At 69.2% G+C, this 26,647-nt stretch carries 28 protein-coding genes and 2 tRNA genes; 25 read left to right on the plus strand and 5 right to left on the minus strand.

All coding sequences use genetic code 11. The features are described 5' to 3' along the window. Positions 1–563 precede the first annotated feature (563 nt). From LY41_RS10765 to LY41_RS10775, 3 genes are all read left to right on the plus strand, one after another. On the plus strand, positions 564–1,778 hold the full coding sequence (locus LY41_RS10765; protein WP_253863729.1) for a hypothetical protein: 1,215 nt from the start codon (positions 564–566) through the stop codon (positions 1,776–1,778). Positions 1,779–1,799: 21 nt separating this feature from the next. After that, positions 1,800–2,318 (plus strand): hypothetical protein, encoded by a 519-nt coding sequence (locus tag LY41_RS10770; RefSeq protein WP_253863730.1) that lies wholly within the window; start codon positions 1,800–1,802, stop codon positions 2,316–2,318. Between the two features lie 183 nt (positions 2,319–2,501). Then, positions 2,502–3,020 carry a hypothetical protein gene (locus LY41_RS10775; RefSeq protein ID WP_253863731.1) on the plus strand — a complete coding sequence of 173 codons (519 nt, stop codon included), beginning with the start codon at positions 2,502–2,504 and terminating at the stop codon, positions 3,018–3,020. Positions 3,021–3,222: 202 nt separating this feature from the next. Here LY41_RS10775 and LY41_RS10780 read toward each other — a convergent pair. Next, a tRNA-OTHER gene (locus LY41_RS10780) sits at positions 3,223–3,334 on the minus strand. 98 nt (positions 3,335–3,432) lie between these two features. Between LY41_RS10780 and LY41_RS10785 the strand changes: the two genes are divergently transcribed. The 9 genes from LY41_RS10785 (at position 3,433) to LY41_RS10820 (ending at position 8,183) form a co-directional block, all read left to right on the plus strand. Beyond that, a complete protein-coding gene (locus tag LY41_RS10785; RefSeq protein ID WP_253863732.1) occupies positions 3,433–3,723 on the plus strand; it encodes a hypothetical protein in 291 nt (96 codons plus the stop codon). Further along, the gene (locus tag LY41_RS10790) at positions 3,720–3,869 is read left to right on the plus strand and encodes a hypothetical protein (protein WP_253863733.1); all 150 of its coding nucleotides are present in this window, start codon (positions 3,720–3,722) and stop codon (positions 3,867–3,869) included. The genes LY41_RS10785 and LY41_RS10790 overlap by 4 nt, the downstream gene beginning before the upstream one ends. A 137-nt stretch (positions 3,870–4,006) precedes the next feature. Continuing rightward, positions 4,007–5,230: a helix-turn-helix domain-containing protein gene (locus LY41_RS10795; protein ID WP_253863734.1), complete on the plus strand. Its 1,224-nt coding sequence runs from the start codon at positions 4,007–4,009 to the stop codon at positions 5,228–5,230. 61 nt (positions 5,231–5,291) lie between these two features. Beyond that, a complete protein-coding gene (locus LY41_RS23620; protein ID WP_301296816.1) occupies positions 5,292–5,426 on the plus strand; it encodes a hypothetical protein in 135 nt (44 codons plus the stop codon). Then, entirely contained in the window at positions 5,423–5,671 is a 249-nt protein-coding gene (locus LY41_RS10800) for a hypothetical protein (protein ID WP_253863735.1), read from the plus strand. Before LY41_RS23620 ends, LY41_RS10800 begins: the two co-directional genes overlap by 4 nt. Continuing rightward, positions 5,668–5,925 carry a hypothetical protein gene (locus tag LY41_RS10805; protein WP_253863736.1) on the plus strand — a complete coding sequence of 86 codons (258 nt, stop codon included), beginning with the start codon at positions 5,668–5,670 and terminating at the stop codon, positions 5,923–5,925. Before LY41_RS10800 ends, LY41_RS10805 begins: the two co-directional genes overlap by 4 nt. A 107-nt stretch (positions 5,926–6,032) precedes the next feature. Then, positions 6,033–6,821 carry a DddA-like double-stranded DNA deaminase toxin gene (locus tag LY41_RS10810; RefSeq protein WP_253863737.1) on the plus strand — a complete coding sequence of 263 codons (789 nt, stop codon included), beginning with the start codon at positions 6,033–6,035 and terminating at the stop codon, positions 6,819–6,821. Further along, positions 6,818–7,210: an Imm1 family immunity protein gene (locus tag LY41_RS10815; protein WP_253863738.1), complete on the plus strand. Its 393-nt coding sequence runs from the start codon at positions 6,818–6,820 to the stop codon at positions 7,208–7,210. Before LY41_RS10810 ends, LY41_RS10815 begins: the two co-directional genes overlap by 4 nt. A 706-nt stretch (positions 7,211–7,916) precedes the next feature. Then, positions 7,917–8,183 carry a hypothetical protein gene (locus LY41_RS10820; protein ID WP_253863739.1) on the plus strand — a complete coding sequence of 89 codons (267 nt, stop codon included), beginning with the start codon at positions 7,917–7,919 and terminating at the stop codon, positions 8,181–8,183. A gap of 9 nt (positions 8,184–8,192) precedes the next feature. Here LY41_RS10820 and LY41_RS10825 read toward each other — a convergent pair. Next, a tRNA-Arg gene (locus LY41_RS10825) sits at positions 8,193–8,265 on the minus strand. Between the two features lie 237 nt (positions 8,266–8,502). Here LY41_RS10825 and LY41_RS10830 point away from each other — a divergent pair. After that, positions 8,503–9,423, plus strand: a complete 921-nt coding sequence (locus LY41_RS10830; protein ID WP_253863740.1) for a cation diffusion facilitator family transporter — start codon at positions 8,503–8,505, stop codon at positions 9,421–9,423. A 66-nt stretch (positions 9,424–9,489) separates the two neighbouring features. Here the strand turns inward: LY41_RS10830 and LY41_RS10835 are convergent, their stop codons facing one another. Then, complete coding sequence (locus LY41_RS10835) at positions 9,490–10,377, minus strand: DUF305 domain-containing protein (protein WP_253863741.1); 888 nt, start codon at positions 10,375–10,377, stop codon at positions 9,490–9,492. A gap of 54 nt (positions 10,378–10,431) precedes the next feature. After that, complete coding sequence (locus LY41_RS10840; protein WP_253863742.1) at positions 10,432–11,241, minus strand: DUF3105 domain-containing protein; 810 nt, start codon at positions 11,239–11,241, stop codon at positions 10,432–10,434. Positions 11,242–11,404: 163 nt separating this feature from the next. On the opposite strand from LY41_RS10840, the gene argS reads away from it, so the two are divergent. The 9 genes from argS (at position 11,405) to prmC (ending at position 23,261) form a co-directional block, all read left to right on the plus strand. Beyond that, the gene (gene argS / locus LY41_RS10845; protein WP_253863743.1) at positions 11,405–13,060 is read left to right on the plus strand and encodes an arginine--tRNA ligase; all 1,656 of its coding nucleotides are present in this window, start codon (positions 11,405–11,407) and stop codon (positions 13,058–13,060) included. A gap of 3 nt (positions 13,061–13,063) precedes the next feature. Then, a complete protein-coding gene (lysA, locus tag LY41_RS10850; RefSeq protein ID WP_253863744.1) occupies positions 13,064–14,503 on the plus strand; it encodes a diaminopimelate decarboxylase in 1,440 nt (479 codons plus the stop codon). A 46-nt stretch (positions 14,504–14,549) separates the two neighbouring features. Continuing rightward, positions 14,550–15,845 (plus strand): homoserine dehydrogenase, encoded by a 1,296-nt coding sequence (locus LY41_RS10855; RefSeq protein ID WP_253863745.1) that lies wholly within the window; start codon positions 14,550–14,552, stop codon positions 15,843–15,845. Then, positions 15,842–16,936, plus strand: a complete 1,095-nt coding sequence (thrC, locus tag LY41_RS10860) for a threonine synthase (protein ID WP_253863746.1) — start codon at positions 15,842–15,844, stop codon at positions 16,934–16,936. Before LY41_RS10855 ends, thrC begins: the two co-directional genes overlap by 4 nt. Beyond that, entirely contained in the window at positions 16,933–17,826 is an 894-nt protein-coding gene (gene thrB, locus LY41_RS10865; RefSeq protein ID WP_253863747.1) for a homoserine kinase, read from the plus strand. The genes thrC and thrB overlap by 4 nt, the downstream gene beginning before the upstream one ends. A gap of 384 nt (positions 17,827–18,210) precedes the next feature. Beyond that, positions 18,211–20,295, plus strand: a complete 2,085-nt coding sequence (rho, locus tag LY41_RS10870) for a transcription termination factor Rho (RefSeq protein ID WP_253863748.1) — start codon at positions 18,211–18,213, stop codon at positions 20,293–20,295. A 426-nt stretch (positions 20,296–20,721) separates the two neighbouring features. Beyond that, positions 20,722–20,949 (plus strand): 50S ribosomal protein L31, encoded by a 228-nt coding sequence (gene rpmE / locus LY41_RS10875; protein ID WP_253863749.1) that lies wholly within the window; start codon positions 20,722–20,724, stop codon positions 20,947–20,949. A 145-nt stretch (positions 20,950–21,094) separates the two neighbouring features. Beyond that, entirely contained in the window at positions 21,095–22,165 is a 1,071-nt protein-coding gene (prfA, locus tag LY41_RS10880; RefSeq protein ID WP_253863750.1) for a peptide chain release factor 1, read from the plus strand. A gap of 232 nt (positions 22,166–22,397) precedes the next feature. Then, a complete protein-coding gene (gene prmC / locus LY41_RS10885) occupies positions 22,398–23,261 on the plus strand; it encodes a peptide chain release factor N(5)-glutamine methyltransferase (RefSeq protein ID WP_253863751.1) in 864 nt (287 codons plus the stop codon). A gap of 115 nt (positions 23,262–23,376) precedes the next feature. Here prmC and LY41_RS10890 read toward each other — a convergent pair whose 3' ends face one another. Beyond that, positions 23,377–23,739: a hypothetical protein gene (locus LY41_RS10890; protein ID WP_253863752.1), complete on the minus strand. Its 363-nt coding sequence runs from the start codon at positions 23,737–23,739 to the stop codon at positions 23,377–23,379. Between the two features lie 93 nt (positions 23,740–23,832). On the opposite strand from LY41_RS10890, the gene LY41_RS10895 reads away from it, so the two are divergent. The 3 genes from LY41_RS10895 (at position 23,833) to LY41_RS24060 (ending at position 26,511) form a co-directional block, all read left to right on the plus strand. Continuing rightward, positions 23,833–24,483, plus strand: coding sequence for an L-threonylcarbamoyladenylate synthase (locus LY41_RS10895; protein ID WP_253863753.1), 651 nt, complete (start codon positions 23,833–23,835; stop codon positions 24,481–24,483). A gap of 66 nt (positions 24,484–24,549) precedes the next feature. Further along, positions 24,550–25,713: a glycosyltransferase family 4 protein gene (locus LY41_RS10900; protein WP_253863754.1), complete on the plus strand. Its 1,164-nt coding sequence runs from the start codon at positions 24,550–24,552 to the stop codon at positions 25,711–25,713. Positions 25,714–25,767: 54 nt separating this feature from the next. After that, entirely contained in the window at positions 25,768–26,511 is a 744-nt protein-coding gene (locus LY41_RS24060; protein ID WP_372493189.1) for a Cg1360 family ATP-synthase-associated protein, read from the plus strand. The last annotated feature ends 136 nt before the right edge of the window (positions 26,512–26,647 follow it).

The following is a 26,647-nucleotide window of genomic DNA, read 5'->3' on the forward strand; positions in this document are numbered from 1 at the left end:
CCAACACAGGAAGTTGCTGCGCCTGCGGGCGCAGCCCTTACTGGTTCCGTCGATGATTCTTTCGACAATGCCCTCGCGGACCTGTGGTCGACCATCAAGATCGAGCTCGTGTACTGGCCGGACACGACCTTCGCCACCTGAGCCGAGGTCCACGCGGCGCCGTTCCGCTACATCGATGGCTGGTACTTCTGTCGTATCCAGCACGGTCTCGGCGGACTGTCCCCGACGAATACGAGCAAGCCCACCGCACCCAACACGACACCGAGACCGTGCACCCAGCCCAACCCTCGCCAGCTAACCAAAATCTCCGGCATCACGGGGGAACCTCAGCTGTGTGCCGGCAGCGTCAGCGTTCGCAGGGTTCCCTTGACTCGTCGATACCGAACGGCCGGGCGGGACCAACGATCGTCGGTTGTCTCTCACTGGGCCCGTCCGTAGCGTCACGATCTGTTACTGACAGCGACTGGGGGTCGGATGCTGCGACATGTGGCGCGCCTGCCCGGAGAGGGAAGCCCATCTACGCGAAACGAACACGAGCCGGCCTCGCCTGCGGTGCGGTCACGGTGCTGACACTGAGCCTGCTTCCGACCGCCGCCGGTGCGGAACCGCGCAACGTCCCGGCGCAGCAGTCCACCGCCTGCTCCGAAGAACCGTCGCCGGAGGCGGCCGCGCTCACCGACGCCCGCGACCTCAACACGCCGGTGGTGACCGCGGGCACCGTCAATCTGTCCGACGGCGACACCCCGGCCGCGGATGCCACCGTGGAACTGCTCGCCTACCCCGACAGCGAGAAGATGGCCGCCCTGGAGGAGGGAGACACGTTCGATCTCACCCCGGTCGGCCGTACCACCACCGACGCGGACGGCGCCTACGAGATGCGCGTCGATCCGGGCGTCGACCTGTCGCAGCTCGCCCGGGACGAGCGGACGATGGATGTCAGCCTCAGGGTCACGACCGCCGACGGGACGGCCGTGGAGGAGGCCAGTTTGTCCCCGGACGAGGCCACGGGCGGCGCGGAAGCCGAAGCGGCTCTGGCCGGAGACGACCGGCAGTCGAGCCTGCCGGCGAACGCCGACCTGGAGCTGACCCCGATGAGTCAGCGGGAGTCGTTCCAGACCGAGGAGCACGCAGCCGCCGCGACACAGGCAGCCGCGTCCGGTGACTACACCGCCCAGTACGACGAAAATCTCGGCACACAATGGACCAACATCGGCTCCGTCTTCGTCAAGGTCACCGGAGTTTGGGCGCAGGTAAAACATCGCTCCAATGCCGACGCCAGCCTCGGAGTCGCCGTCGACTCGGGAAATGGCTACTCCGCTAGTTATACGGTCGACCGGTATTCGAGTACTGAGATCCAATTTCCCAGGTACGGGCGCTACGAACATCATTTCTTTGACACCCAGCGTGTGTACGGCAAATACAATCAATACCACTGCGGGATGATCATCGGTTCCACGGTGAAGCCGATTGCTGGCACCGGAAACTCCGGCAGTCGAATCCGGTCTGCAGACCATCTGGTCCCGGCGGACCAGCCACGCGCCAACTGTGCCAAAGGAGAAAAAGGAACTAAATTCATAAAGACCACCCAAAAGGCCGTAACGTGGACCACCGGTGCCAAGGTGGACCACCTCGTCGGGTTCAATATGTCCACGCGCACCGGGTTCTCCCAGCAAGCTGCTCATGAATTCGAATTCATGTCGGCTGGGCGTGGGTATTGCGGGACAAAGGCCAATCCCGCTTATGCTGACCCGGGTGCACTCAGTGTGCAGTATTATTAAATGAAACGATACGGTGTAGGCGTGGTGTTGGTGGCGGTGTTGATCGCCACCAACGCTTGTTCTGACCGGGTGTACACCGACGGGCCCATCGGGGAATCCCATGACGATCCTCTCATGGAGTGGTGCGCTCCTCATGTGGACGGAAAGACGACGATCACGGCCAATAATGGACCCCTCCCCAACCATGCGGAAGTTCCGATCACCATTACTGATGTGTCCGCGGTAGGGGCGCAAGGATTCACGATCATAGATGTCGTCCTCACGTCGAAAAATGGTGCGGTCAATGGGGCGGAATACCCGCCGGGTCCGGAGGGTAAGGGAGGTCCGACATGGGATCAGCGTGTTCCGGCGGAAGGGGCTACTATCGATCCGGGAGAGAAATGGTGGTTGGTTGTTGGACTGCGGGCCGAGGCCGATCGTGCGGAAATGGAACGCGTCCAGGTCGATTACCGTGATGCCGCTGGTACGCGGTATCGCTACGTGGCCGCCAGTTCGTACTCCTACCTCCCGGACTGTGACGGTTCATGGAAGCATGGCTGAAGCGAAGCGTGTATTTCCGTGACGCCGGGGTCACGGTGCTGTAGGCATCGGCGCTCTTCAATACGTCGCGGTTGCGTGTTCCGACGTAGCCGCTGAGCGCCGGGATGCTGGAAAATGCCGTGCTGCTGGAAGGTCGATCCCGCTTATGCTGACCCAGGTGCCCTCGTCGTACAGTATTACTAAATGAAACGATACGGCGCGGGGGCGACGTTGGTGGCGGTATTAATCGCCACCAGCGCTTTTCCTAACCGGGTGTACACGGATGGACCTATCGGGGAATCCAATGCCCCGCCTTTCTTGGAGTGGTGTGTTCCTCATGTGGATGGAAAAACGACGATGACGGCCAATTATGGCCCCCTCCCCAACCATGTGGAAGTTCCGATCATCATTACTGATGTGTCCGCGGTAGGGGCGCAAGGATTTACGATCATAAACGCCGTCCTCACGCCGAAAAATGGTGCGGTCAACGGGGTGGAGTACCCGCCGGGGCCGAAGGAGAGGAAAGGTTCGGAATGGGATCAGCGTGTTCCGGTGGAAGGGGCCACTATCGATCCGGGAGAGAGCTGGTGGTTGGTTGTTGGACTGCGGGCCGAGGCCGATCGTGCGGAAATGGAACGCGTGCAGGTCGATTACCGTGATGCCGCTGGTACGCGGTATCGCTACGTGGCCGCAAGTTCGTACTCCTACGTCCCGGACTGTTGACGGTCGGCGCGTACTGAGCAAACGACATCAGGCCGAATGTTCCGGCGAGCTTGCCCGGCGCCATGGCGTTGTGGACCAGGCGATACAGGTCTTTGTCGACCAGTCGCGTGTTGGCGGGTCCGGGGTCCGCCGGGGTTGACCGGGTAACAAGCGAACGGCCCGTGACTGGCATTTCTGCTGGTCACGGGCCGTTCAGGTTGGGTGTCCTCGGCAGGATTCGAACCTGCGACACTTGCCTCCGGAGAGCCTTTACAGGCACCTAGCGGGGACAGGTGTCAACAAGCGGAACATTGTCCGTGCAGGTCAACGAGGGCTTCAGGGGGTGAGCGGGATAGTGGCACCTAGCGTGATCTAGGGATCGCTGCCCCAGTTCTGCCCCAGGTTCGGACCACAATGGACGGTCGAAACGATCATGAATCGTCGACCGTTCGCCCACGTGATGACTCGCCTCGACGAGCCGCACAAGCGACTCACGAGGACTACACGGCGTAACCTCACGCGCCTTGCGTTCTCGCCGCTCGGCGCCGCGTGGCTGGCCGTCACGCTGGCCGGCTTCACCCAGCCCCACCGACTCGGGAACCCGCCGACCGCACCACGATCTGCCGTCTCCACCGGCACCTCGGCCGGCATGCCACTGCCCACCGTCGACGTGTGCACGCCGGACTCGCTACTGCCGGTGTGCCGGTACGGGGGTGGACAGTGATCAGCGCCCTGCGCCGCCGCCTGCGCACCCTCGCCGACCTCGCCGTCGCCATCGCGGTCACCCTCGCACCCGTGTTGTTCCCGCGAGCGCTGGATGACCCGCACGGACGGCAGGTAGGAGGTGACGAGGAACCGCGGTCGCTGTGACCCGGTAGATGGCTGCCGCCACCGCGCCACAGCGGCTACCCTGGCCGCGTACCTCATCTGCGGAGGCACGGCCCCCGGCTGATCACCGGGGGCATTCCGCAGGTGAGCCTCACTCCGCAGACGTGAGAGGTGCGCCCATGAGCGACGACGACACGACCCACATCGGCCGCCGAATTCGCGAAGTGCGTGCGTGGCGGGGTATGAGCATCCGCGCGGCCGCCGAGCTCGCCGGGCTCACGCACGGCTACCTGGCGCAGATCGAGCGTGGCGAAAAGCCAGTCTCGATGCGTCAGACGCTCGAAGGTGTGGCGCGGGCGCTGCGGGTGGCGCCGACGGAACTCACCGGCCTGCCGTGGACGATGTCCGGCGTGCAGACCAGCGAGCCGCACGCCGCGGTGTCGGCGGTCGAGGACGCGCTGGCCGAGGTCGAGCTGGGCGAACGCCCCGAAGGCGTCGACCCGCGGCCGTTCCCCGCGCTGGCGCAGGACGTCGACCGGCTGGCCAACGAGTTACACCAGAGCGGCGACTACGCCGCGCAGGGCGAGCTGCTGCCGCCGCTGCTGTACGAGCTGCACGCCGCGTACGTAGACCAGCCAGCGCGCCGGCGCGACGTGCTCCTGGCGCTCATGGACACCTACCACCGCGCCACGCTGATGACCAAGAACCTCGGCATCCGCGGACTGCCGTCCCTGGCGGCGCACCACGCGCGCCGAGTCGCCGACGAGCTCGACGCCCCCGTGTGGCACGCCATGGCTGTCTACCTCCGCACCCTCGCCGCCGGGTCCGCGGGCCGGGCCCGGCAGCACACCCTCGCGGTGCGAGCCGCCGACGAGCTACGACCCCAGCTCGACAACTCGGACGCTGCGCAGGTGTACGGCATGTTGCAGCTGCACGCGGCGCTGGCAATGGCCAGCCAGGGACGCGGCGACGAGACCCGCGACCACCTGGCCGAGGCCGAAACGCTCGCCGGCCGCATGGACGCCGAGGTCGGCGACTTCGGCGGCTTGTACTTCGGCCGCGCGAACGTCGGCGTGTGGCGGGTGTCGCTGCACACCGAGCTCGGCGAGGGCGGACGGGTGGCCGAGCTGGCGCGCGGCGTGCACGCGGAGGCGCTGCCGTCGCGGGTGCGTCGGGCGATGTATCACGCTGACCTGGGCCGGGCACTGGCCGGGCAGCGCGCGACGCGCGAGCAGAGCATCGACGCGCTCGTCACCGCCGAGCAGATCGCGCCGCAGCGGATCCGCAACAACCTGTTGGTCCGCGAGACCGTGTCCGACCTCCTGTCTCGCGCGCGACGCGACGCCGGCGGCCGCGAGCTGCGCGGCCTCGCCTGGCGGATGGGCGTTGCACCGGTCGGGTGAACCTGCTCGCTGTGTACTCGTAGTACACAAACGGTCACCGCGTCGCCATAACGTCCCGGGCATGTTCCAGCGACACCTGGCGTGCGGCGTGTCCCGGCCGGGCTGGGGCCAGGTCGTCGTTACCGACGACGACCCGCCCGAGTCCACCACCACCGGGGCCACGACGGCCGACGGCGACGACGAGGACGACGAGTGATCGCCCGCGACCGCGAGCTGCTCGCCCGCCTCGGGCAGGTCAACACCAGTCTCGGCCGCGCGGTCGTCGCGTTGATGTCGGCGCAGGCCGACGGTGAGCTGCCCGTCGACGGGGTGCGCGACCTGGCCGAGCTACTCGGCGGCATGGCCGCCGAGCTGTACCAGCGTGCCGCCGAGCTCGAGGGCGGCGGCACCCCGGCGCGCGTGGTGATCGACGCGCAGCAGGCCGCGGGGGTATCGACGTGACCGGCGAGGTAGCCGAGCGAACACCGGTCGCGGCCGATCCGGACGATCCCGATCTCGACAGCGTGCCCGGCTGGCGCCCGGTCGTGGCCGGGGTGCGCCACATCGGCGGCATGACCAACGAGCCACGCACCGGGGTCCTGGTCGAGATGCTGTGTGGCCGGCAAGTCACCGTCCCGCGGCGCCGCTGGCGCCGCCCGCACCCGGCACTGTTCGACTGCTCGGCGTGCTGGCACGTCTGGCTCGGCATCGACTGATCTCGCCTGCCCGGCCGGTGACACCCCGCACTCCCGGCCGGGCAGGCGCACCAGGACTGTCGGGGTGATGTGCCAGGCTGCGCGCCGCATAGGCTGGGGGTGGTCGAATGTCGGTTGAGCAGCTCGCCGAGACCATCGGCCGTGTTCTCGACCAGCTGGCCGCCGCGCGCGCCGCACTCGCCCACGCGTCGCAGACCACCGTCGAGGTGCGCGACATGTACGCCCACTGCCTCGATGGCGCCCACGACCCGGACGCAGCACAGACACCCGGCGTGGCCGCGGAGGCCGCCGAGCAGGTCGACCAGCAGCATGGCCGGCTCGCTCAGATCGAGCAGATGTTGCGCGGCTACCTCGACCAGCTCGGCGCCACCGTTGCCCCGCTCGCGGCGCGCGGGTCGGATCATCCACCGGCGACGCCCGCCCCGGCACCCGCCGAGCCCGCACCGGTGCCCGACGACGTCGCCCCGGACGGTTCGCGGTATCCCGCGGCCGCCGGATGGTGCGCGGACTTGCTGCCCCCGCGTGTACGTGCCGGGCAGGGCCTCGACCGCACCGTCGGTTACGTCGACGGGGTTCTCACCCCGCTCACCTCGGGCAAGGACGGCACGTGGACACCCGCCGTGCAGCGCCGCCTCGCCACGCTCGGCCTGCCGGCCCCGACGGTGCAACGGCTCGGTCATCACGTCGAGATGAAAGCCGCCGAGCAGCTGGTCATGTCGGGCCGCCAACACAGCGAGGTGGTCATCAACAACGAACCGTGCCGCGCCCGCAACCGGGTTATGCTCGGATGCCGCGAGGTGCTGCCGCGCTACCTTCCCGCCGAGCACACCGTGACCGTGCACGGCACGACAGAGACCGGCCAGCCGTTCACGCAGACCTACGAGGGGACAGCATGACGACCGCGCTCACACCGCAAGCGTCCTACGACGTCACCACCGTCGACAACGCGGCCGAGCTGCTGCGCGTGATGGCCGAGGCCGACGCGGGCATCTCCCGGCCCGACGGCGCGGGCGTGCTGTTCGACCTCTACGCCGACGACCGGATGCTCATCGCCGGCATCCGCGGCGATCGCGGATGCCTCGTGTGGGCCAGTTGGGACGCCATGCTCGTGCCCACGGATGGCGTGAACGTCGAGCCGGTCGACTACTTCACCTGGGACGGACACCACCACCCGCAGGAAGCGGGCGCCGAGGTGCCCGTCGCGACCATGCGCCGCGCCGTGCGGGAGTTCGTCGACACCGGCCAGCAGCCGACCTGCGTGCAGTGGACGGAGGCGCAGCTGTGAGCGCCGAATCCATGCTCCACCCGCGGCGCGCCGCCGAACCGGTCAGCTGATGGCTCAGCCGCGAAACGAGCCCCGCACCCTCCTCGGAGAGTGCGGGCCCCTTGCCGCTGCACGGTGTGGCACCCTGCACTGCGCCCCTGGCGTTCCACCTCCCCCTCGTTGAACGCCAGGGGCCCTACTGTCTAGCCTTCCCGGCTGCGGGAGTGGCGCTGGCCGTACTCACTACGCTCGGCGTGCTCGCGTCGTCGAGACTTGCGACCGACTCTGCGCGGCCAGGCCAGGCGGAAGGGCAGATCTCCTCGAGCCCGGCCCCGCCCGCCACGACGAGGGCGACGGTCAACAGGCCGGAACCTCGTTCTCCCGGGGTGGATCGCAGGTCATCGTCCCGCCCCGCCGGCCCGCGGACCACGACAGTGACGGTCGAGCCCGAGCAGCCCACGCGCCCCACCACCATCCCCGACGCTCCGCCGTCCACCACCGAGCCGGAGCAGACCACCAGCCGCAACAGTCCAACCACGACACCGGAACCAACGAACGACCCGACGGTCACTACCTCGAAGCAACCGGAGCGGACCGACGAACACGAGCGGCCAGACTCATCCAGTCGAAGCGCGTCACGCTCGACGAACTGGGCACGCTGCTCGGGCACGCGGACCGGGCCACGACACAGCGGTACGCGTACTTCGGCGAGGACCACTGGTCGGACGTGCGCAGCGTGCTCGGTGACGACGAAACGGCCACGGACAGTGAACCGGACGAGGAGGCCAGTGAACCGGACGAGGAGACGCTACGGGCCGCACTGGCCAAGCTTGCGGCCGAGAAGCCGGAGTGGGTTGCTGCCGCGCGCGCCCTCGACGGGACGGCCGAGAACGCCGACCACGGAAACGCTGCCTCAGATTTGCCCCAGGACGGGGCGGAAGAGGAAGGAGGGAAGATCATCCACTTGGATCGCTTCCGCAGGTCAGCTATGTAGTTAATCGGGTGCCCTCGGCAGGATTCGAACCTGCGACACCTGCCTCCGGAGGGCAGTGCTCTATCCACTGAGCTACGAGGGCCCGCCACCTCGCGGTGACATGAAGAAGCCTATCGCATCCCCGTTGTGCCCCTTGCGGGTGGCCCCGGGTCTGCGGCGTGTGAGGTCGGTCGCCGCCCGGTACCGTGCCGTCATTCGGTAGGTTAGGGTTCCCTGTATTGCAATCATGCGCATGTCGCTATATGTTTGTCGGCGCATGGCGCAGTCCCGGACTGCCGCTGACCGCACTGCGCGAGAACGCCTACGAGAGAGGGACGACATGGGCCACGGACACGGCCATGGTCACGGACACGCCAGCCTTTCGGCCTCCGGTTCCTACCGGGGCAGGCTCGTTGCCGCCCTCGCCATCAGCGGCGGGTTCATGGTGCTCGAGTTCGTCGTCGGTTTCGCAACGGCCTCGCTGGCGCTGATCTCCGACGCCGCGCACATGTTCACCGACGTCCTGGGGCTCGGCATGGCGCTGACCGCCGTGCTGCTCGCACAGCGCAGCGGTCCGACGTACACGCGCACCTTCGGCCTCTACCGCGCCGAAGTGCTCGCCGCGCTCGTCAACGCCTTCCTGCTGTTCGGCGTCGGCGGATACGTCATCTACGAGGCGATCGACCGCATCGGTGGTGCCCCCGAGGTGCCCGGCGTTCCCGTGTTTCTCGCCGGCGTGGCCGGACTGATCGCCAACATCGTCGCGTTCCTGCTCCTGCGCTCGGGAGCCAAGGAGAGCCTCAACATCCGCGGCGCCTACCTCGAAGTGCTCGCCGACCTCGTCGGCTCGGTCGCCGTGCTGATCAGCGCCGCCCTCACGATCCTCACCGGCTGGCGCTACGCCGACCCCATCGCGGGCGTCGCCATCGGCGTGTGGATCCTCCCGCGCACCGCCGTCCTCGCCGCCCGCTCACTGCGCATCCTGTTCCAGCACGCGCCCCGCGGCGTCGACGTCGCCGCCATCGAGGCCGACCTCGTCGCGCTCGACAGCATCGACGACGTGCACGACCTCCACGTCTGGACCCTCACCTCGGGTATGGAGGTCGCCTCGGCGCACCTCACGATCGGCCCCAGCGGCGACACGTCGGCCGTCCTCGCCGCAGCCCAGGACCTGTTGTCGACCCGCTACGGCATCGAGCACGCCACCCTGCAGGTCGAACCCCGTGAGAACGCCCAGCGCTGCGAAGAACTCAGCTGGTGAACCGCGCTCGTGCCGCGGCGCGGCCGGCCACGCAGGTCACGGCCACGCAGGTCACGGGAACGCAGGTCACGGGAACGGCAACGGTTCCGCGTCCCGCTCGGCCAGCATGTTCCGCATCGTGTCGGACTCGGGCACCTGCGAGGCCAGCATGCTCGTGGCGAGGGTGCTCACCGCGCTGATCCGCGCGTGCTCACGGGCGTACGTGGCCATGTCCACGCCGCCCTCGTGGTGCCGCAGCATCAACTGCAGGAAGTACACGTCCAACCGCTCACCGCTGAGGGAGCGCATCTTCGACAGCTCCTGCTTGGTCGCCATGCCCGGCATCGCCCTGCTGCCACCGACCTGACCGCCCGAGGGTCCCGACGGTGCCCGCTCGCTCGTCGTCGCCTCGGACGACGCGGTCGCGCTCGCCGCGCCGTGGGCGTGGCCCATCGGCTCGGACATCCACGTCATGTACTCGCCCGCGGGTTCCTCCGGCTTGCCCCACAGCATCAGCCAGCCCTTCATCCGGCCGACCTGCTCGTTCTGCGTGCTCGCGATGTCGAACGCCAGCTGCCTGATCGCCGAATCCGTGCTGTGATCACGCGCCCAGTTCGCCATCGTCACGGCCTGCAGGTGATGCACGGACATGTCCTGCGCGAACCCGACGTCCACCGGGCCCGGATGCGTCGCGGGCTCGCTGTCGGTGCTGCGCGCCACCAGCAGTCCCACGGTCGCGCCGACCAGCAACAACGCCAGCGCGGCGGCGCCGAAGATCACGTAACGCGGCCACTGGCGTTCCCGCGGTGGGCGGGCTCGGTCGGCCGCGGGAACGCCAGTGGCCGAGTCGGGCTCGCTCGGCTCGGCCACCGCCGATTCGGGTTCGGTGGAGTCGGCGTCGGTCGGGTCGGGGTCGGACTCGTTCGGCGAGTCCGACGGGTCGGTGGCGCGTGATTCGTCAGGAGTGTCGGTCATGACCTGCGGAGTCCCTGGGATGCGGTCGTCGGCGGGCGGGGAGTGGTCGGGAGGTTACTGTCCGCCACCCATCGACTCGTCGGCCGCTCCCGCCGAGCCCTCGTAGTCCATCGGCTTGGCGTCCGGGCCCGGCTCCTCCGGGTCGAACGGCGGTGGGTTGTCCGGGTCGAACTGGCCCGGGCCCAGCGCGTCACAGGAGGCGCCGATCTCGGGGTAGGTGTTCGAGTTGCGCTTCAGCGCGGCGATGAACTGGTCGATGCGCTCGTCGGTGACCTCGTCGACCTTCAGCTGGTGGCCCCAGGCCTGCAGCGAGACCGGCGAGTCCAGCCCCGGGTACGGCGACATCATCATGAACGGCTTGTTCTCGACGCGGAGTCTGAGCGTCTCGAGGTCCTCACCGGAGACACGCTCGGGGTCGTAGGCGATCCAGATCGCGCCGTGCTCGAGCGAGTGGACCATGTTCTCGGTGCGCACGGCCTCGGGATACACCGTGCCGGTGCAGGAGGCCCAGAAGCCGTCGTGCGGCCCGCCGAACGGCGGCGACTGGTCGTAGGCCACCCGCTCGGTCGGGCGCACGTGGGCGCCGCCCTGGTAGTCCTCGATCGTGATGCCGTCGATCTTCTGGGACGGGTCGGGGTTGTTCGCGTCCGGAGTGAAGTTCTCGGCCGCGACCTCCTCGCGCTCCCGTTGCTCCCGCGTGTCGCTCGACGCGACGTAGTAGTAGCCGAAGACACCGGCCGCCAGCAGTACGATCGCCACGACCGCGGTGATCGTGCCCCAGGGCACGTTCTTCTTGCCGACCGTGGATCCGCGGGCGGCCTGCACCGCACTCGGTACCTTCTTGCCCTTCTTGCCGCTGGCCATGGCTGCAGATGTCTCCTTTAGCGGAAATCGGGTACCCCGACCGAGCAGTGTAGGGACGCCGGGGCCGGAGCCGGGCGGCGCCTCCGCGGGGCGGTCTGCGACCGAGCACACCGGGGGTGAACCGGTGACCGAGCGTCGCCCCCTCCGAACGTACACTCGCCGGGTGACTCCCTCCGCCCTTGCTGACCTCGTGCGTTCGTCTGCCGTCACGGTTCTCGAGGCCCGCGGCCTCGACACCGGCGTGCTTCCTGAGCAGGTGACGGTGGAGCGACCCCGCAACCCCGAACACGGCGACTACGCGACCAACGTGGCGCTGCAAGTCGCGAAAAAAGTAGGTATGGCTCCCCGCGAGCTGGCCGGGGCGCTCGCGACCGAGCTCTCCGCCACCGACGGTGTCGACACCGCCGAGGTCGCCGGTCCCGGTTTCCTGAACCTGCGCCTCGCCGCCGACGCGCAGGGCGAGATCGTCCGCCGCGTGCTGAGTGCGGGCGAGGCCTTCGGCCGCGGTGAGGCACTCGCCGGCCGCACGATCAACCTGGAGTTCGTCTCCGCCAATCCGACCGGCCCGATCCACCTCGGCGGCACCCGCTGGGCCGCCGTCGGCGACGCCCTCGGCCGCGTGCTGAGCGCCCAGGGCGCCGAGGTCACGCGCGAGTACTACTTCAACGACGCAGGCGCCCAGATCGACCGGTTCGTGCACTCGCTGCTGGCCTCGGCGCAGGGACGGCCCGCACCCGAGGACGGCTACGCGGGCGCCTACATCGACGACATCGCCGCAGCCGTGCTGCGCAAGGAGCCCGACGCGCTGTCGCAGCCCGAGGCCGAGCGCCACGAGACCTTCCGCAAGGTCGGCGTCGGCCTCATGTTCGAGGAGATCAAACAGAGCCTCCACGACTTCGGCACCGACTTCGACGTCTTCTTCCATGAGGACTCGCTGCACGCGCGCGGCGCCGTGGCCAAGGCCGTCGGCGAACTCAAGGATTCCGGCACTCTCTACGAGGCCGACGGCGCGTGGTGGATGCGCACCACCGACCAGGGTGACGACAAGGACCGCGTCGTCATCAAGAGCGACGGCGACCCCGCCTACATCGCAGGCGACATCGCCTACCTGCGCGACAAGGTGGAGCGTGGCTTCGACCTGTGCATCTACATGCTCGGCGCCGACCACCACGGGTACATCGGCCGGCTCAAGGCCACCGCCGTGGCGCTGGGTTACGACGCCGACGTCGTCGAGGTGCTCATCGGCCAGATGGTCAACCTCGTCAGCGGCGGCAAGCCCGTGAAGATGAGCAAGCGCGCGGGCACCGTCGTGACGCTCGAGGACCTCGTGGAGGCCGTCGGCGTCGACGCCGCGCGCTACGAGCTGACGCGCTACTCGGTCGATTCCGGTATCGACATCGACCTCGACCTGCTGCGCAAGCACACGAACGAGAACCCCGTGTTCTACGTGCAGTACGCACACGCGCGGCTGGCCTCGCTGCAGCGCAACGCTGCCGAGCTGAAGATCGAGCCTGCGTCGGAGGCCGACCTCGGCCTGCTGACCCATCCCCGCGAAGGGGATCTCATCCGCACGATCGGTGAGTTCCCGAGCGTGCTCACCAAAGCGGCCGAGCTGCGCGAACCGCACCGCATCGCCCGCTATCTCGAGTCGCTGGCGTCGGCGTACCACAAGTTCTACGACGTCGCGCGCGTGCTGCCCCAGGGTGACGAGGCGCCGACCGACCTCACCCACGCGCGCCTGGCGCTGTGCGAAGCCGCACGCCAGGTACTCGCCAACGGACTGTCCCTGCTCGGGGTATCCGCCCCGGAACGGATGTAATGAATGTGTGCACACCCCGCGGGGCCTCGCCACGCTGAGGTCTACCCGCACGCCGATCAGGCGGGTTTTCCACCGTCCACCTCGGGCGACCTCGACCGGCTGCACGCGAAGGTGTGGCCGCGCAACACGTTCCGCGCCGGCGACGGCGTCGTGCGCATCGCAGGCGTCGACGTCCGCGAGCTGGCGCGCACCTACGGCACGCCGCTGTTCGTGATCGACGAGGCCGACTTCAAGTTCCGCTGTGCCGAGTACGCAGCCGCGTTCGAGGACCCGAGCCTGGTCCACTACGCGGGCAAGGCGTTCCTGTGCACCGAGGTCGCCCGGTGGGTGGCCGCTCAGGGGCTGAGCCTCGACGTCTGCAGCGGCGGCGAGCTGGCGATCGCCCAGCGCGCCGAGTTCCCGCCCGAACGGATCACGTTCCACGGCAACAACAAGTCCGTGGCCGAACTCGAGGCCGCCATCGAGGCGGGCGTCGGCACGATCGTGCTCGACTCGAACCACGAGATCGCCCGGCTCGCCGATCTCGCCACCCGGCACGACATCGTCCAGCAGGTGCTGGTGCGCGTGACCGTCGGCGTGGAGGCCCACACCCACGAGTTCATCGCCACGGCGCACGAGGACCAGAAGTTCGGGTTCTCGCTGGCCTCCGGCGAAGCCGCCGAAGCCGTCCGCCGCGTGCTCAACGTACCGTCGCTGCAGCTCGTGGGGCTGCACAGCCATATCGGGTCGCAGATCTTCGACGCCGACGGCTTCGAGGTCGCCGCGCGCCGCGTCGTCGGCCTGCTCGCGGACCTGCGCAAGGAGCACGGTGCGGAGGCGCTGGAGAGCCTGACGGTCGTCGACCTGGGCGGCGGGTACGGCATCGCCTACACCGACAAGGACAACCCGCCCCCGCCCGCACAGCTGGTCACGCAGATCCGGGACATCGTCCGCAAGGAATGCGTGTTCGCCGACATCCCGGTGCCGCGCATCGCGGGCGAGCCCGGCCGCGCCATCGCGGGCCCCGGCACCGTGACGCTGTACGAGGCGGGCACCATCAAGGACGTCGTGCTCGGCGACGAAGGCGTGCGGCGCTACGTCAGCGTCGACGGCGGCATGAGCGACAACATCCGCACCGCGCTCTACGACGCGGCCTACGACGTCCGCCTCGTCTCCCGCGCCAGTGACGACGGCCAGCCCGACCCCGTGGGCGCCATGCTGTCCCGCGTGGTGGGAAAGCACTGTGAGTCCGGTGACATCGTCGTCCGCGACTGCTGGTTGCCGGAGACCCTGGCACCCGGCGACCTGCTTGCGGTCGCCGCCACGGGTGCGTATTGCTACTCGATGGCCAGCAACTACAACCAGCAGCCGCGGCCCGCGGTGGTCGCCGTGCGCAACGGTGAGCACCGGCTGCTGCTGCGCAGGGAGACGTACGACGACATGCTGCGACTGGAGGCGTCGTGACCTGTGGCGTGAGCTGTGGCCCGGTGCCGGTAGGGGAGGGGCGTGAATGACTGAGCCGGTCAAGGTGGCCCTGCTCGGATGCGGGACCGTCGGCAGTGAGGTGACTCGCATCCTGCTGGACGACCCCACCGAGCTGGCCGCGCGTGTGGGTGCGCCGGTTGAGATCGCGGGCATCGCCGTGCGCAGGCCGGACAAGCATCCGGAACTGCCGCAGCACCTCGTCACCTCGGACGCGACGGCGCTGATCGACTCCGATGTGGACATCATCGTCGAACTCATCGGCGGTATCGACCCGGTGCGCGGCTGGCTGCTGTCGGCGCTGCGCAAGGGCAAATCCGTCGTGACGGGCAACAAGGCTCTGCTGTCGGAGCACGCGAGTGAACTCGCCGAAGCCGCCGACGAGTCGGGTGCGGACCTGTACTACGAGGCTGCCGTCGCCGGAGCGATCCCGTTGCTGCGTCCACTGCGCGAGTCGCTGGCCGGCGACCGCATCACGCGCGTGATGGGCATCGTCAACGGCACGACGAACTTCATCCTGTCCGCGATGGACTCCACGGGAGCCGGGTACGCCGAGACTCTCGACGAGGCGACGCGGCTCGGCTACGCCGAGGCCGACCCCACGGCCGATGTGGACGGTTACGACGCGGCGTCCAAGGCGGCGATCCTCGCGTCGCTGTCGTTCCACAGCCGGGTGACGGCGGCGGACGTCCACCGCGAGGGCATCGCCGGCATCAGTTCGTCCGACATCACGGCGGCGAGGTCGCTGGGACGCACGGTAAAACTGCTGTCCATTTGCGAGCGAGTGACCGAGGCGGACGGCTCCGAATCGGTGTCCGCGCGGGTGCACCCGGTGATGATGCCGAAATCGCATCAGCTGGCCGGCGTCGGCGGTGCGTTCAACGCCGTCTACGTCGAGGCGGAGGCCGCGGGGCAGCTGATGTTCTACGGCCAGGGTGCCGGCGGCGCTCCGACCGCGAGTGCGGTGCTGGGGGACCTGGTCTCGGCGGCGCGCAACAAGGTCGCAGGCGGCCGCGGCCCCCGCGAGTCGGCCCACGCGGCGCTTCCGGTCCGGCCGATGGGGCAGACGCCGACGCGCTACCACGTGAGCCTCGACGTGGCCGACGAGCCCGGTGTGCTCGCACAGGTGGCCCAGGTGTTCGCAACGCACGGCGTGAGCATTTCCACGGTGCGGCAACGGGATCGCCGTAACACGGCCAGCCTCGTCGTCGTGACGCACCAGGCTCCCGACGCCGCGTTGCGGTCCACTGTGGATGAGATCGGCGAGCTCGACGTCGTGCGCGAGGTCGTCAGCGTGATGCGGGTGGAAGGCGAAGCGGAGTGAGTATCGAGAAGGCGACGGGTCCCGGCGGCGACATCAAAGCCGGCTGGCCCGGGATCATCAATGCGTATCCCTCGCGGATCCCGATCCCCGAGGGCGCGGACGTCGTGACGCTCGGCGAAGGCAACACGCCGCTGCTGGCCGCGCCGCACCTGTCGGAACTCACGGGCGCGACGGTGCACCTCAAGGTCGAGGGTGCCAACCCGACCGGCTCGTTCAAGGACCGCGGCATGACCGTGGCCATGACGCACGCCCGCGCGAGCGGGCTGAAGGCCGTGATCTGTGCGTCCACCGGCAACACCTCGGCCTCGGCGTCGGCGTACGCCGCGCGGGCCGGGCTCGCGACCGCCGTGCTCGTGCCGAAGGGCAAGATCGCACTCGGCAAAATGGCGCAGGCGGTGCGGCACGGAGCGCGGATCCTGCAGATCGACGGCAACTTCGACGACTGCCTCGAACTCGCACGCAAGACGGCCGCCGACTATCCGGTGACCCTCGTCAACTCGGTGAATCCGGTGCGGCTCGTCGGGCAGAAGAGCGCGGCGTGGGAGATCTGCGACGCTCTGGGAACGGCCCCGGACATCCACTGCCTCCCGGTCGGCAACGCGGGCAACATCACCGCCTACTGGGCGGGCTACACCGAGTACGCCGCCGACGGACTCGTCGAGAAGACACCGCGCATGTTCGGTTTCCAGGCCGCGGGCGCTGCGCCGCTGGTGCACGGTGAACCGGTGAAGACGCCGGAGACCGTCGCGACGGCGATCCGCGTCGGCAGCCCGGCGTCGTGGGACAGCGCCGTGAAGGCCCAGCGGGCGAGCGGCGGCCTGTTCGACGCCGTCGGCGACGACAAGATCCTCGCCGCGTACCGGCTGCTGGCGAGCAAGGAGGGCGTCTTCGTCGAACCGGCGTCGGCCACGTCCGTCGCCGGCCTGCTGGAGGCGGCCGACGACGGGCGGATCCCGCGCGGGGCGACCGTCGTGTGCACCGTGACCGGCCACGGCCTGAAGGACCCGGGGACGGCGCTCGACGGCAACATCGAGGTCGAGCCCCTCGCGGTCGACCCGCGTGCGGTCGCGGCGGCGCTGGAGCTCTCGTGAAGTTCACTGTCCGGGTTCCCGCGTCGACGGCGAACCTCGGCCCGGGGTTCGACACGTTCGGGCTTTCCCTGGCGCTGCACGACGTCGTGGAGTTCGAGACCACCGAGTCCGGTGTGGACATCGAGGTGCTCGACGCGGGTGCGGGCGACATGCGCCGCGTGCCACGCACCGGCAGGCACCTCATCATGCGTGCACTGCGCGCCGCGTGCGGCCGCCTCGGCACGAGCCCGCCCGGCCTGCGGGTGCGGTGTCACAACGCCATTCCGCACTCCCGTGGACTCGGCTCGTCGGCCGCGGCGATCGTCACCGGAATCGCCGCGGCGTACACGCTCGCGGGCCGCGAACTCGACGCCGACGCGCTGCACCTGGCCGCCGACTTCGAGGGGCACGCCGACAACGTCGCGGCCAGCCTCTACGGCGGGTTCGTCGTGGCATGGGAATCCGAGGGCGGGTTCCGCGCCGAGCGGCTCACCCCGCACCACGCGATCCGCCCGGTCGTCGCCGTGCCGTCGACGCAGTCGTCGACGCACGAGACCCGGGGGCTGATTCCCGAGCAGGTGCCGTTGGCCGACGCGGTGTTCACGGGAGGCCGCACCGCACTGGCCGTGCACGCGATGACGAGCAGGCCCGACCTGTTGCTCGACGCGACCGGCGACCGGCTGCATCAGGACTATCGCCGCCCGGCGTACCCGGCCACGATGCGACTGGTCGACGAGCTGCGCTCCCGCGGCATCGCTGCGGCGGTGTCCGGGGCGGGCCCGACCGTGCTCGCCCTCCCGTACGGGGAGCAGTCGGGCGCGGGAATAGTGCCGCCGGACGTCGACGTTGACGGATACGAGATCCTCGCACCGGCGATCGACCTCGACGGTGTGCAGATCTACCTGGCCTGACGAGGGCCTCGTCAGTTGCGGCAGGCCGGGTTTCCCTCCAGATGACCTTCCGGCCGGCAAGAGTGAGGCACGCCACTGAGCGGGGTGGTTGTTGCACCCACAGGGTGGGCGGTCTACGCTCGGGGGCGTTCGGTCACCGTGCTCATTTCCGCACCCGGTGATGGTCACGGGAACCTCTCCCGGTCACATCTTCCGTTATCTCGACGGGGGTAACCGGTATCGCGGTGGTCGACCCCATCTCTTGCAGGCGGCTGGCGCCGCTGCGACTCCCACGTCTCAGCGCAGGTCGCTCGCAGGGAGCAGAAACGCCGTCTCGCAATTCGGACGCGGGCGGGCGGTCCGCTGGTCCAACGACAAGGAGTGGACCGGTCAGGAAGGACATGTGTGAGCAACACCGATCTTTTGAGCGGCGACACGAGTGCCCAGGCTGCAACGCCGGGTGACGGGGAGTCGCAGCCGGACGGTGCAGCGTCGACGCCGAAGCGGCGTCCCGGCGGGCTGTCCGGCATGGTTATCGCCGATCTTCGTGCCCTCGCCACCGAACTCGGTGTCGGTGACACCACGGGCATGCGTAAAGGGGACCTGATCGCCGCCATTCGCGAACGCCAGGGCAAGAACAAGAAGCCCCGGAGCGGTACGGAGACGTCGAACGACGCGACCGACGCCACCGAGGCGACTCTGCCGCTCGGCGACACGAACGGCAGCACGACGAGCAAGCCGGAGCAGAAGGTTCAGACCGCTCCGGCCGATGCCGACAAGACTGGGGACAAGGCCGTCGACAAGGCTGGGGAGAAGACCGCCGCCAAGCCGGCGAAGGCCGACAAGCCCGAGAAAGCCGAGAAGGCCGACAAGCCCGAGAAGGCCGACAAGCCTGACGAGGCCGACCGGACCGAGCAGGCCGACAAGGCTGATAAGCCCGAGAAGGGCGGATCGAAGCAGAAGGCCGACGGTGACGGCGAGGCCGGTCAGCAGGGCGAAGGCGGCGGTCGTCGTCGCCGTCGCGGCGGATCCGGCCGCAACGCCGACGGCGGCCGCGGCGACAACTCGCGCGGTGACGGCAACCGGGGTGACGGCAACGCGGCCCAGGACAAGTCCGACGACGAGTCCGGCGACCAGCGTAAGCAGAACAACCGCGACAACCGCGGCGACCGCGGCGACCGGGACAACAACCGCGACAACCGTGGCGACCGCGACAACCGCGGGGACCGGGGTGACAACCGCGGCGACCGGGACGACGACGAACGCGGCGGCCGCCGCGGCCGCAGGTACCGGGACCGTCGCCGCCGCGGCGGCCGTGGCGAGGGCGAGACGGAGGTCCGTGAGGACGACGTCCTGCTGCCCGTCGCCGGCATTCTCGACGTGCTCGACAACTACGCGTTCGTGCGGACCTCCGGCTACCTGCCCGGTCCGAACGACGTGTACGTGTCGCTTTCGCTCGTGCGCAAGCACGGTCTCCGCCGCGGTGACGCGATCACCGGTGTCGTCCGCCAGCCGCGGGAGGGCGAACAGCAGCGGCAGAAGTTCAACCCGCTGGTGCGTGTCGACTCGGTCAACGGGCTCGAGTCCGACGTCTCCAAGAAGCGGCCCGAGTTCACGAAGCTGACGCCGCTGTACCCGAACGAGCGGCTGCGGCTCGAAACGCAGCCGAACAAGCTGACGACGCGCGTCATCGACCTGGTGATGCCGGTCGGCAAGGGGCAGCGCGCCCTGATCGTCTCGCCGCCGAAGGCCGGTAAGACGACGATCATGCAGGACGTCGCGAACGCGATCACGACGAACAACCCCGAGTGCCACCTCATGGTCGTGCTCGTGGACGAGCGTCCCGAAGAGGTCACCGACATGCAGCGGTCGGTGAACGGCGAGGTCATCGCCTCGACGTTCGACCGTCCGCCGTCGGACCACACGACCATCGCCGAGTTGTCGATCGAGCGGGCCAAGCGTCTCGTCGAGATGGGCCACGACGTGGTGGTGCTGCTGGACTCGATCACGCGACTGGGCCGCGCCTACAACCTGGCGGCCCCGGCGTCCGGCCGGATCCTCTCCGGTGGTGTCGACTCGACGGCGCTGTTCCCGCCGAAGCGTTTCCTCGGCGCGGCGCGCAACATCGAGGACGGCGGTTCGCTGACCATCTTCGCCACGGCGATGGTGGAGACGGGATCCACCGGTGACACGGTCATCTTCGAGGAGTTCAAGGGCACCGGTAACGCGGAGCTCAAGCTCGACCGGAAGATCTCCGAGCGCCGCGTGTTCCCGGCGGTCGACGTCAACCCGTCCGGCACCCGTAAGGAGGAGCTGCTGCTCTCGCCGGACGAGCTGGCCGTGACCCACAAGTTGCACCGGGTGCTGCACGCGCTGGACTCGCAGCAGGCGATCGACCTGCTCATCGACCGGTTGAAGAAGACCAAGACGAACATCGAGTTCCTGATGCAGATCTCGAAGAGCACCCCGGGCACGGAGGAACAGCAGTAACCGCGCCCGCGGATCGCGCAGAGCGGCCCCTCGTCACCCGGTGTGGCGAGGGGCCGAGCTCTGTCGGCACCCCGGCGGACCTGGCGGCACCTGGCGGGAACGTCCCCGGGCGGCAGTCAGGCGGCGGCCGACGTAGGCGGTCACGCAAGGGCAGCGTTGCGCGAGGGGCAGCGTTGCGCGAAGGGCAGCGTTGCGCGAGGGGCAGCGTTGCGCGAAGGGCAGCGTTGCGCGAAGGGAGGATTCGGGGCGTTCAACGCCCCGAAGGTGCCCTTGGGGGCATGACCGGAACCGGTGGAATCACGGCGGGTCAGGCCGCGTTGTAGGTGGTGACGGGCCGTCTGGCAGAATCGACCCGCTGACGTCCGATTCCGGTTCACCTGTCTCACACCGGTGGGGCGGGACCCGGGATCACGAAGAGAGGACACCATGAAGAGCGGTATTCACCCCGACTACATCGTGACCGAGGTCGTGTGCGGCTGCGGGAACACGTTCACCACGCGCAGCACGCGGGATTCCGGTCACATCTACGTCGAGATCTGCTCGGCGTGCCACCCGTTCTACACCGGTAAGCAGAAGATTCTCGACACCGGTGGCCGCGTCGCCCGCTTCGAGGCCCGCTACGGCAAGCGGGGCAAGAAGACCGACGCCCAGTAGCTTCACCGACGGCGCCCGTACCTGCCTGTGTGGCGGGTACGGGCGCCGCTTCTTGTTCCGGTGGTAGGGCGTCGGAACGGTGCGCGAACCCGGCGAACTGCCGGAGCCGTTCGTCCGGCGAGGCGATCAACGTAGGAGCAGTGCAGTGGAATCAGCGACCATCCAGGGGCTGCTCGACGAGTACGCCGAGCTCGAAGAGGCGCTCGGCGATCCGGCCGTGCACGCTGACCAGACGCGGGCGCGGAAGCTGGGCCGCCGCTACGCCGAGCTCGCGCCGGTGGTCAAGACGGTGGGCGAGCTCGACAGCGTGAAGTCGGATCTCGCGGCGGCGAAGGAACTCGCCTCGGACGACCCGGCGTTCGCCGAGGAGGCGCAGCAGCTCGAGCAGCGCATCCCTGTGCTCGAGGAGAAGCTGACCGAACTGCTGCTGCCGCGCGATCCGCACGACGGTGCCGACATCGTCATGGAGATCAAGTCCGGCGAAGGCGGCGAGGAGTCCGCGCTGTTCGCCGGTGATTTGCTGCGCATGTACCTGCGCTACGCCGAGCGTTACGGCTGGAAGGCCGAGGTTCTGGGCTCCACCGCGTCCGACCTGGGCGGCTACAAGGACGTCACCGTGTCGGTGAAGACCAAGGAACCGACCGCCGACGGCGTGTGGTCCCGGCTGAAGTTCGAAGGCGGCGTACACCGGGTGCAGCGCGTGCCCGCGACCGAGTCGCAGGGGCGCATCCACACCTCGGCCGCGGGCGTGCTGATTTACCCCGAACCGGAGGAGGTCGAGGTCGAGATCGACCAGAACGACCTGCGCATCGACGCCTTCCGGTCGTCGGGTCCCGGTGGGCAGAGTGTCAACACGACCGACTCGGCGATCCGTGTGACGCACCTGCCGACCGGCGTCGTGGTGTCCTGCCAGAACGAGAAGTCGCAGATTCAGAACCGGGCGCGGGCGATCCAGGTGCTGCAGGCGCGGCTGCAGGCGATGGCCGAGGAAGAGGCCGCCGCGAAGGCCGCCGACACCCGCCGGTCGCAGGTCCGCACCGTCGATCGTTCCGAGCGGGTGCGTACCTACAACTTCCCCGAGAACCGCATCTCGGATCACCGCATCAACTTCAAGGCCTACAACCTCGACCAGGTGCTCGACGGCGAACTCGACGCCGTGCTCGACGCCCTGCAGGCCGCCGACCGCGAGGAGCGCATGGCCGAGACACAGGCCTGATCCGCACCACCTCCCCGCCACCGCGGGCGAGGTGCCGGTGCTCGAACCGTGTCCCGACGGTGACTGCGCCCGACGGTGACTGCGCCCGACGAGGACTGCGCCCCGATCTCGTCACGACACGCGGCGGGAGCCGCCCGTCAAGCACGCACGGATCGAGTCGATGCGGCACACGCGGGCCGTGCTCGCGGGGTACGTCCCGCCCGGGAGCTGATCAATATGCCAGGGTAGAAGGGTGAACAGACAGCCTCTCCGCCTGGCGATCCTGGAGGCGACGCGCATCCTCGAACAGGCCGGTGTGGCCTCGCCGCGCAGCGACGCGGAGCTCATCGCGGCCCACGTGCTGGGGATCGACCGCGGTCGGCTCCCGCTGACGCCGCTGGTCGATCCGCCGGTCGTCGAATCGATGCGCCGGGTCGTCGAGCAGCGCGCCAAACGGGTGCCGCTGCAGCACCTCACCGGATGGGCCGCGCTCGGCGACATCACCGTCGACGTCGGCGCCGGGGTGTTCGTGCCGCGCCCGGAGACCGATCTGCTCCTGGAATGGGGGCTGAAGCTGCTCAAGGGGCGGGAATACCCCGTGGTCGTCGACCTGTGCACGGGTTCGGGTGCGCTCGCACTCGCGGTGGCCCACGCCCGCCCGGACGCGGTGGTCTACGCCGTGGACAACGATCCCACCGCGCTGGCCTGGGCGCGGCACAACGCGGACGCGCGCGCCGACGCCGGCGACACCCCGGTCCGGCTGTACTCCGGCGACGTCACCGACCCGACGGTGTTCGCCGAGCTCGACGGTCTCGTCGACCTGGTGCTGTGCAACCCGCCGTACGTGCCCGAAGGCACGAACGTCGCGCGGGAGGTCGCCGACCACGATCCGCCGCAGGCCGTGTTCGCGCCCGGGGGAGGGCTCGCCGTCATCCGGCACGTCGTCGGCATGGCCGCACGACTGCTCAAGCCCGGCGGCGGCGTGGCCATGGAGCACGACGACACCCACGGCGGTGCGGTTCCGGAACTGCTGCGGGCCCGCAAGGTGCTCTCCGACGTGGCCGACCACCAGGACCTCGCGGGCCGCGCCCGCTTCGCCACCGCGCTGCGTGGGTAGAGGTGCAGCACGGGTAGAGGTGCCGCGGGGCCGGGACACCGGGCGGCCGAGGTGCAGCGCGACCGAGGTGCTGCGTGGCTCGCGCTCGTGAGTGTCACCCGGCGGCTGTGAGCGTCTAGTCCAGAACGTTGATGAACACCGCGGTGGCGACCGCCGCTGCGAGGAAGTAGATCGGCAGCGCGACAGCAGCCACCTTCCAGAAGTCGTGCTTCTCCCTGCGCATGGCCGCCCAGGTCGCGACCGTGGTGACGATTGCAGCGCCCAGCAGCGGGATCCCGTAGAACACGCCGAAGAGCATGAGCGCTGCGGCTCCGCCTTCGAGCGAACCGGCGTGGGCCATGCCCCACACGGCGAGAACCGCGGCCAGGCCGACCGTCCACAACAGTACGGCCGCCACACAGGTGCCGAACCCCGTCCGGTCGTTGCGCCGGCTCCTGCCGACCGCATCCCGCGGGTCGTGATCCGACACGATGCCCATACATCCCCCAGTCACGACGCGATCGGCGCCGAGGCGAAGTGCAGTCGCCCGCCACTGCGAGTGGCCGACCTCGGCGGGTTTAAGCTGCCGGTCATGAGCGTGGTCTACGACTGCAACGACCCGGACTCCCGTACCGACGGTCTCAAGGCTGCCGCGGCCTCGGTCCGCTCGGGGCGGCTCGTGGTGCTGCCCACCGACACCGTGTACGGCATCGGTGCGGACGCCTTCGATTCGGCCGCCGTGCGTGCACTCCTGCAGGCCAAGCACCGCGGGCCGGACATGCCGGTCGGGGTGCTCGTCGGTTCGTGGACCACCGTGGACGGGCTCGTGCTCGGTGTGCCGCAGCAGGCGCGCGCCCTCATCGAGGCGTTCTGGCCGGGTGATCTGTCGATCGTGCTGCCGCATGCGCCGAGCCTGAACTGGGACCTCGGCACCACCCGCGGCACGGTGATGCTGCGCATGCCGCTGCATCCGGTGGCGCTCGAGCTGCTCCGCGACGTCGGTCCCATGGCCGTCTCGAGCGCCAACGTCTCCGGTAAGCCCGTTGCGGCGGACGCACACGAGGCGCAGGAGCAGCTGGGCGAGTCGGTGTCGGTGTATCTCGACGGCGGCCCCATCGGTGAGTCGGTGCCCTCGACGATCGTCGACCTCACCGGCTCGGCACCCGTTCTGCTGCGGGAAGGCGCCGTCTCCGCCGACGCCGTGTCGGAGGCATTGGGCGTCGAACTCGGCCCGCGGGAGTGACGTCGTCGCGATGGCGATAGCGTTACCCGCCGTGACCTCCCACCGACTGGCCGGGACGGAACGCCCGTGACTCCCACGGCGGGCCTGCCCATCCGCGAGTACATCCTGGTCGCGCTCGTGTCCGCGGCCGTGACGTTCCTGCTCACGGCGCTGGTTCGGAAGTTCGCGATGAAGACCGGGGCCGTCGCCGTGCCGCGACAGCGCGACGTGCACGTGGTGCCCATTCCGCGCATGGGCGGGCTCGCGATGTACTTCGGCGTCGTCGGCGGGATGGCGCTGGCGCATCAGCTGCCCGTGCTGCGCCGCGCGTTCGAGTACTCCTACGACCCGGTGGCCGTGCTCCTCGGCGGTGCGGTGATCGTGCTCATCGGCGCGCTCGACGACCGGTTCGAACTCGACGCCTGGACCAAACTCGCGGGTCAGGTCATGTGCGCCGGCATTCTGGTGCTGTTCGGCCTGCAGTGGGTCTCGTTCTGGGTGCCGTGGGGCGGGGAGGGCGAGGCCCTCGGCCAGGTGCTGATCCTGGACCGCAATCAGGGCGGGCTGCTGGCGGTGCTGCTCGTCGTGGTGATGGTCAATGCGATGAACTTCGTCGACGGCCTCGACGGGCTGGCCGGCGGCCTCGGGCTCATCGCAGCCGCGGCCACGTGCGCGTTCTCGCTCGGCCTGCTGGCCTCGTCCGGCGGCGACGTCGGCACGTACCCGCCCGCGCTGATCGCGGCGACGCTCGCCGGCGCGTGTCTGGGCTTCCTGCCGCACAACTTCCAGCCCGCGAAGATCTTCATGGGCGATTCCGGGTCGATGATGATCGGGCTCATGCTCGCCGCGGCCAGCACGTCGGCGTCCGGGAAGATCGACTACACGTCGTTCGACGCGACCGACGTCGTCGCGCTGCTCTCGCCGCTGTTCGTCGTCGCGGCGGTGCTGTTCCTGCCGCTGCTCGACCTCGTGATGGCCGTCGTGCGGCGGACCCGCCGCGGGGAGAGCCCGTTCGCGGCCGACAAGATGCACCTGCACCACCGCCTGCTGGAGATCGGCCACTCGCAACGGCGCGCCGTGCTGCTCATCTACCTGTGGGCGGGGTTGCTCGCGTTCGGGGCCGTGGCCGTCACGCTCTTCGACACCGGCGTGGTGTTCTGGCTGACCTGCGCAGGCCTACTGCTCGCGATGATCGTGTCCGGAGTCCCTAGACTGAAACGACAGCGCGAAGGGCCCTCGTCACGGTCGTGACGGGCCCGCCGCCACCTCGCGCCCACCGTCCGTCCACGATCCGAAAGCCCCCTGATGAATGCCGAGACCGAGTCCGAGACCCCGGCCGACGCGGACGCCGTGGTTCGCGCCGAGCACGCGCGGTCGGTGCACCGCCTGGCCGACGCGATGCTCAGCTGGGGCCTGCGGATCTCGCTCCCGCTGAGCCTGCTCACGTTGGGCGTCGCTGTGCTGGCCGCGGGCGCCGACGGACTCGTGGGCGGCGGCGTCGGCATTGTGCTCGGTCAGGGCTCCGCCCTGGTGACGATCACGATGATGCGGCTGGCTGCATCGCGCGGTCCGAACTCGCTGCTGGGCTTCGCCCTCGGCGGGTATGCGCTGAAGATGACCGCGCTGCTGGTGGTCATGTTGTTGCTGCGCGACGTCGACGGGTTCAGCAGGCCGGCACTGGCGTTCGGGATGCTGGTGGTCGTGGTCGCGTGGGCTGCGGGGGAGGTCGTCGCGTTCCAGCGGACGAAGACACCGACGCTGGTGATTCCACCGTCGGAGCCGGAGCCGGAGCCGGAGCCGGAGCCGGCGGACGGGGCCGGGTCGGAAGGGTTCGCGCCGGAGGAGTCCGAACCGGGCGGCGGCGAGACGGGTAACGGCGAGACGGAGGGTGCGCAGGGCGTTCGCGCCGGTACGGCCGGCGCCGAAGCTCGTGGACCGGGCGGAGGCGCCTCCACCGAACGTGACGCTGCTGACATTTCCGGCACAGCCGACGCTGCGAGGGGCCCAGCTCAAGGCCCAGCGCACACGCGATCCGGGAAACGCGACTGAATCGTTTCACTAATGCATTACGACGTGGCGTAGTTCCAGGTCGACCGGCATTTCATTGCTTAGAAGTATGCCCGTACGGCTACGGCTGCAACCGGGCTGATAGCGTCCCCGGCAAGGTTGCCCTTGCTTCACGTAG

Source organism: Prauserella halophila (assembly GCF_024171895.1).
Classification (GTDB): domain Bacteria; phylum Actinomycetota; class Actinomycetes; order Mycobacteriales; family Pseudonocardiaceae; genus Prauserella; species Prauserella halophila.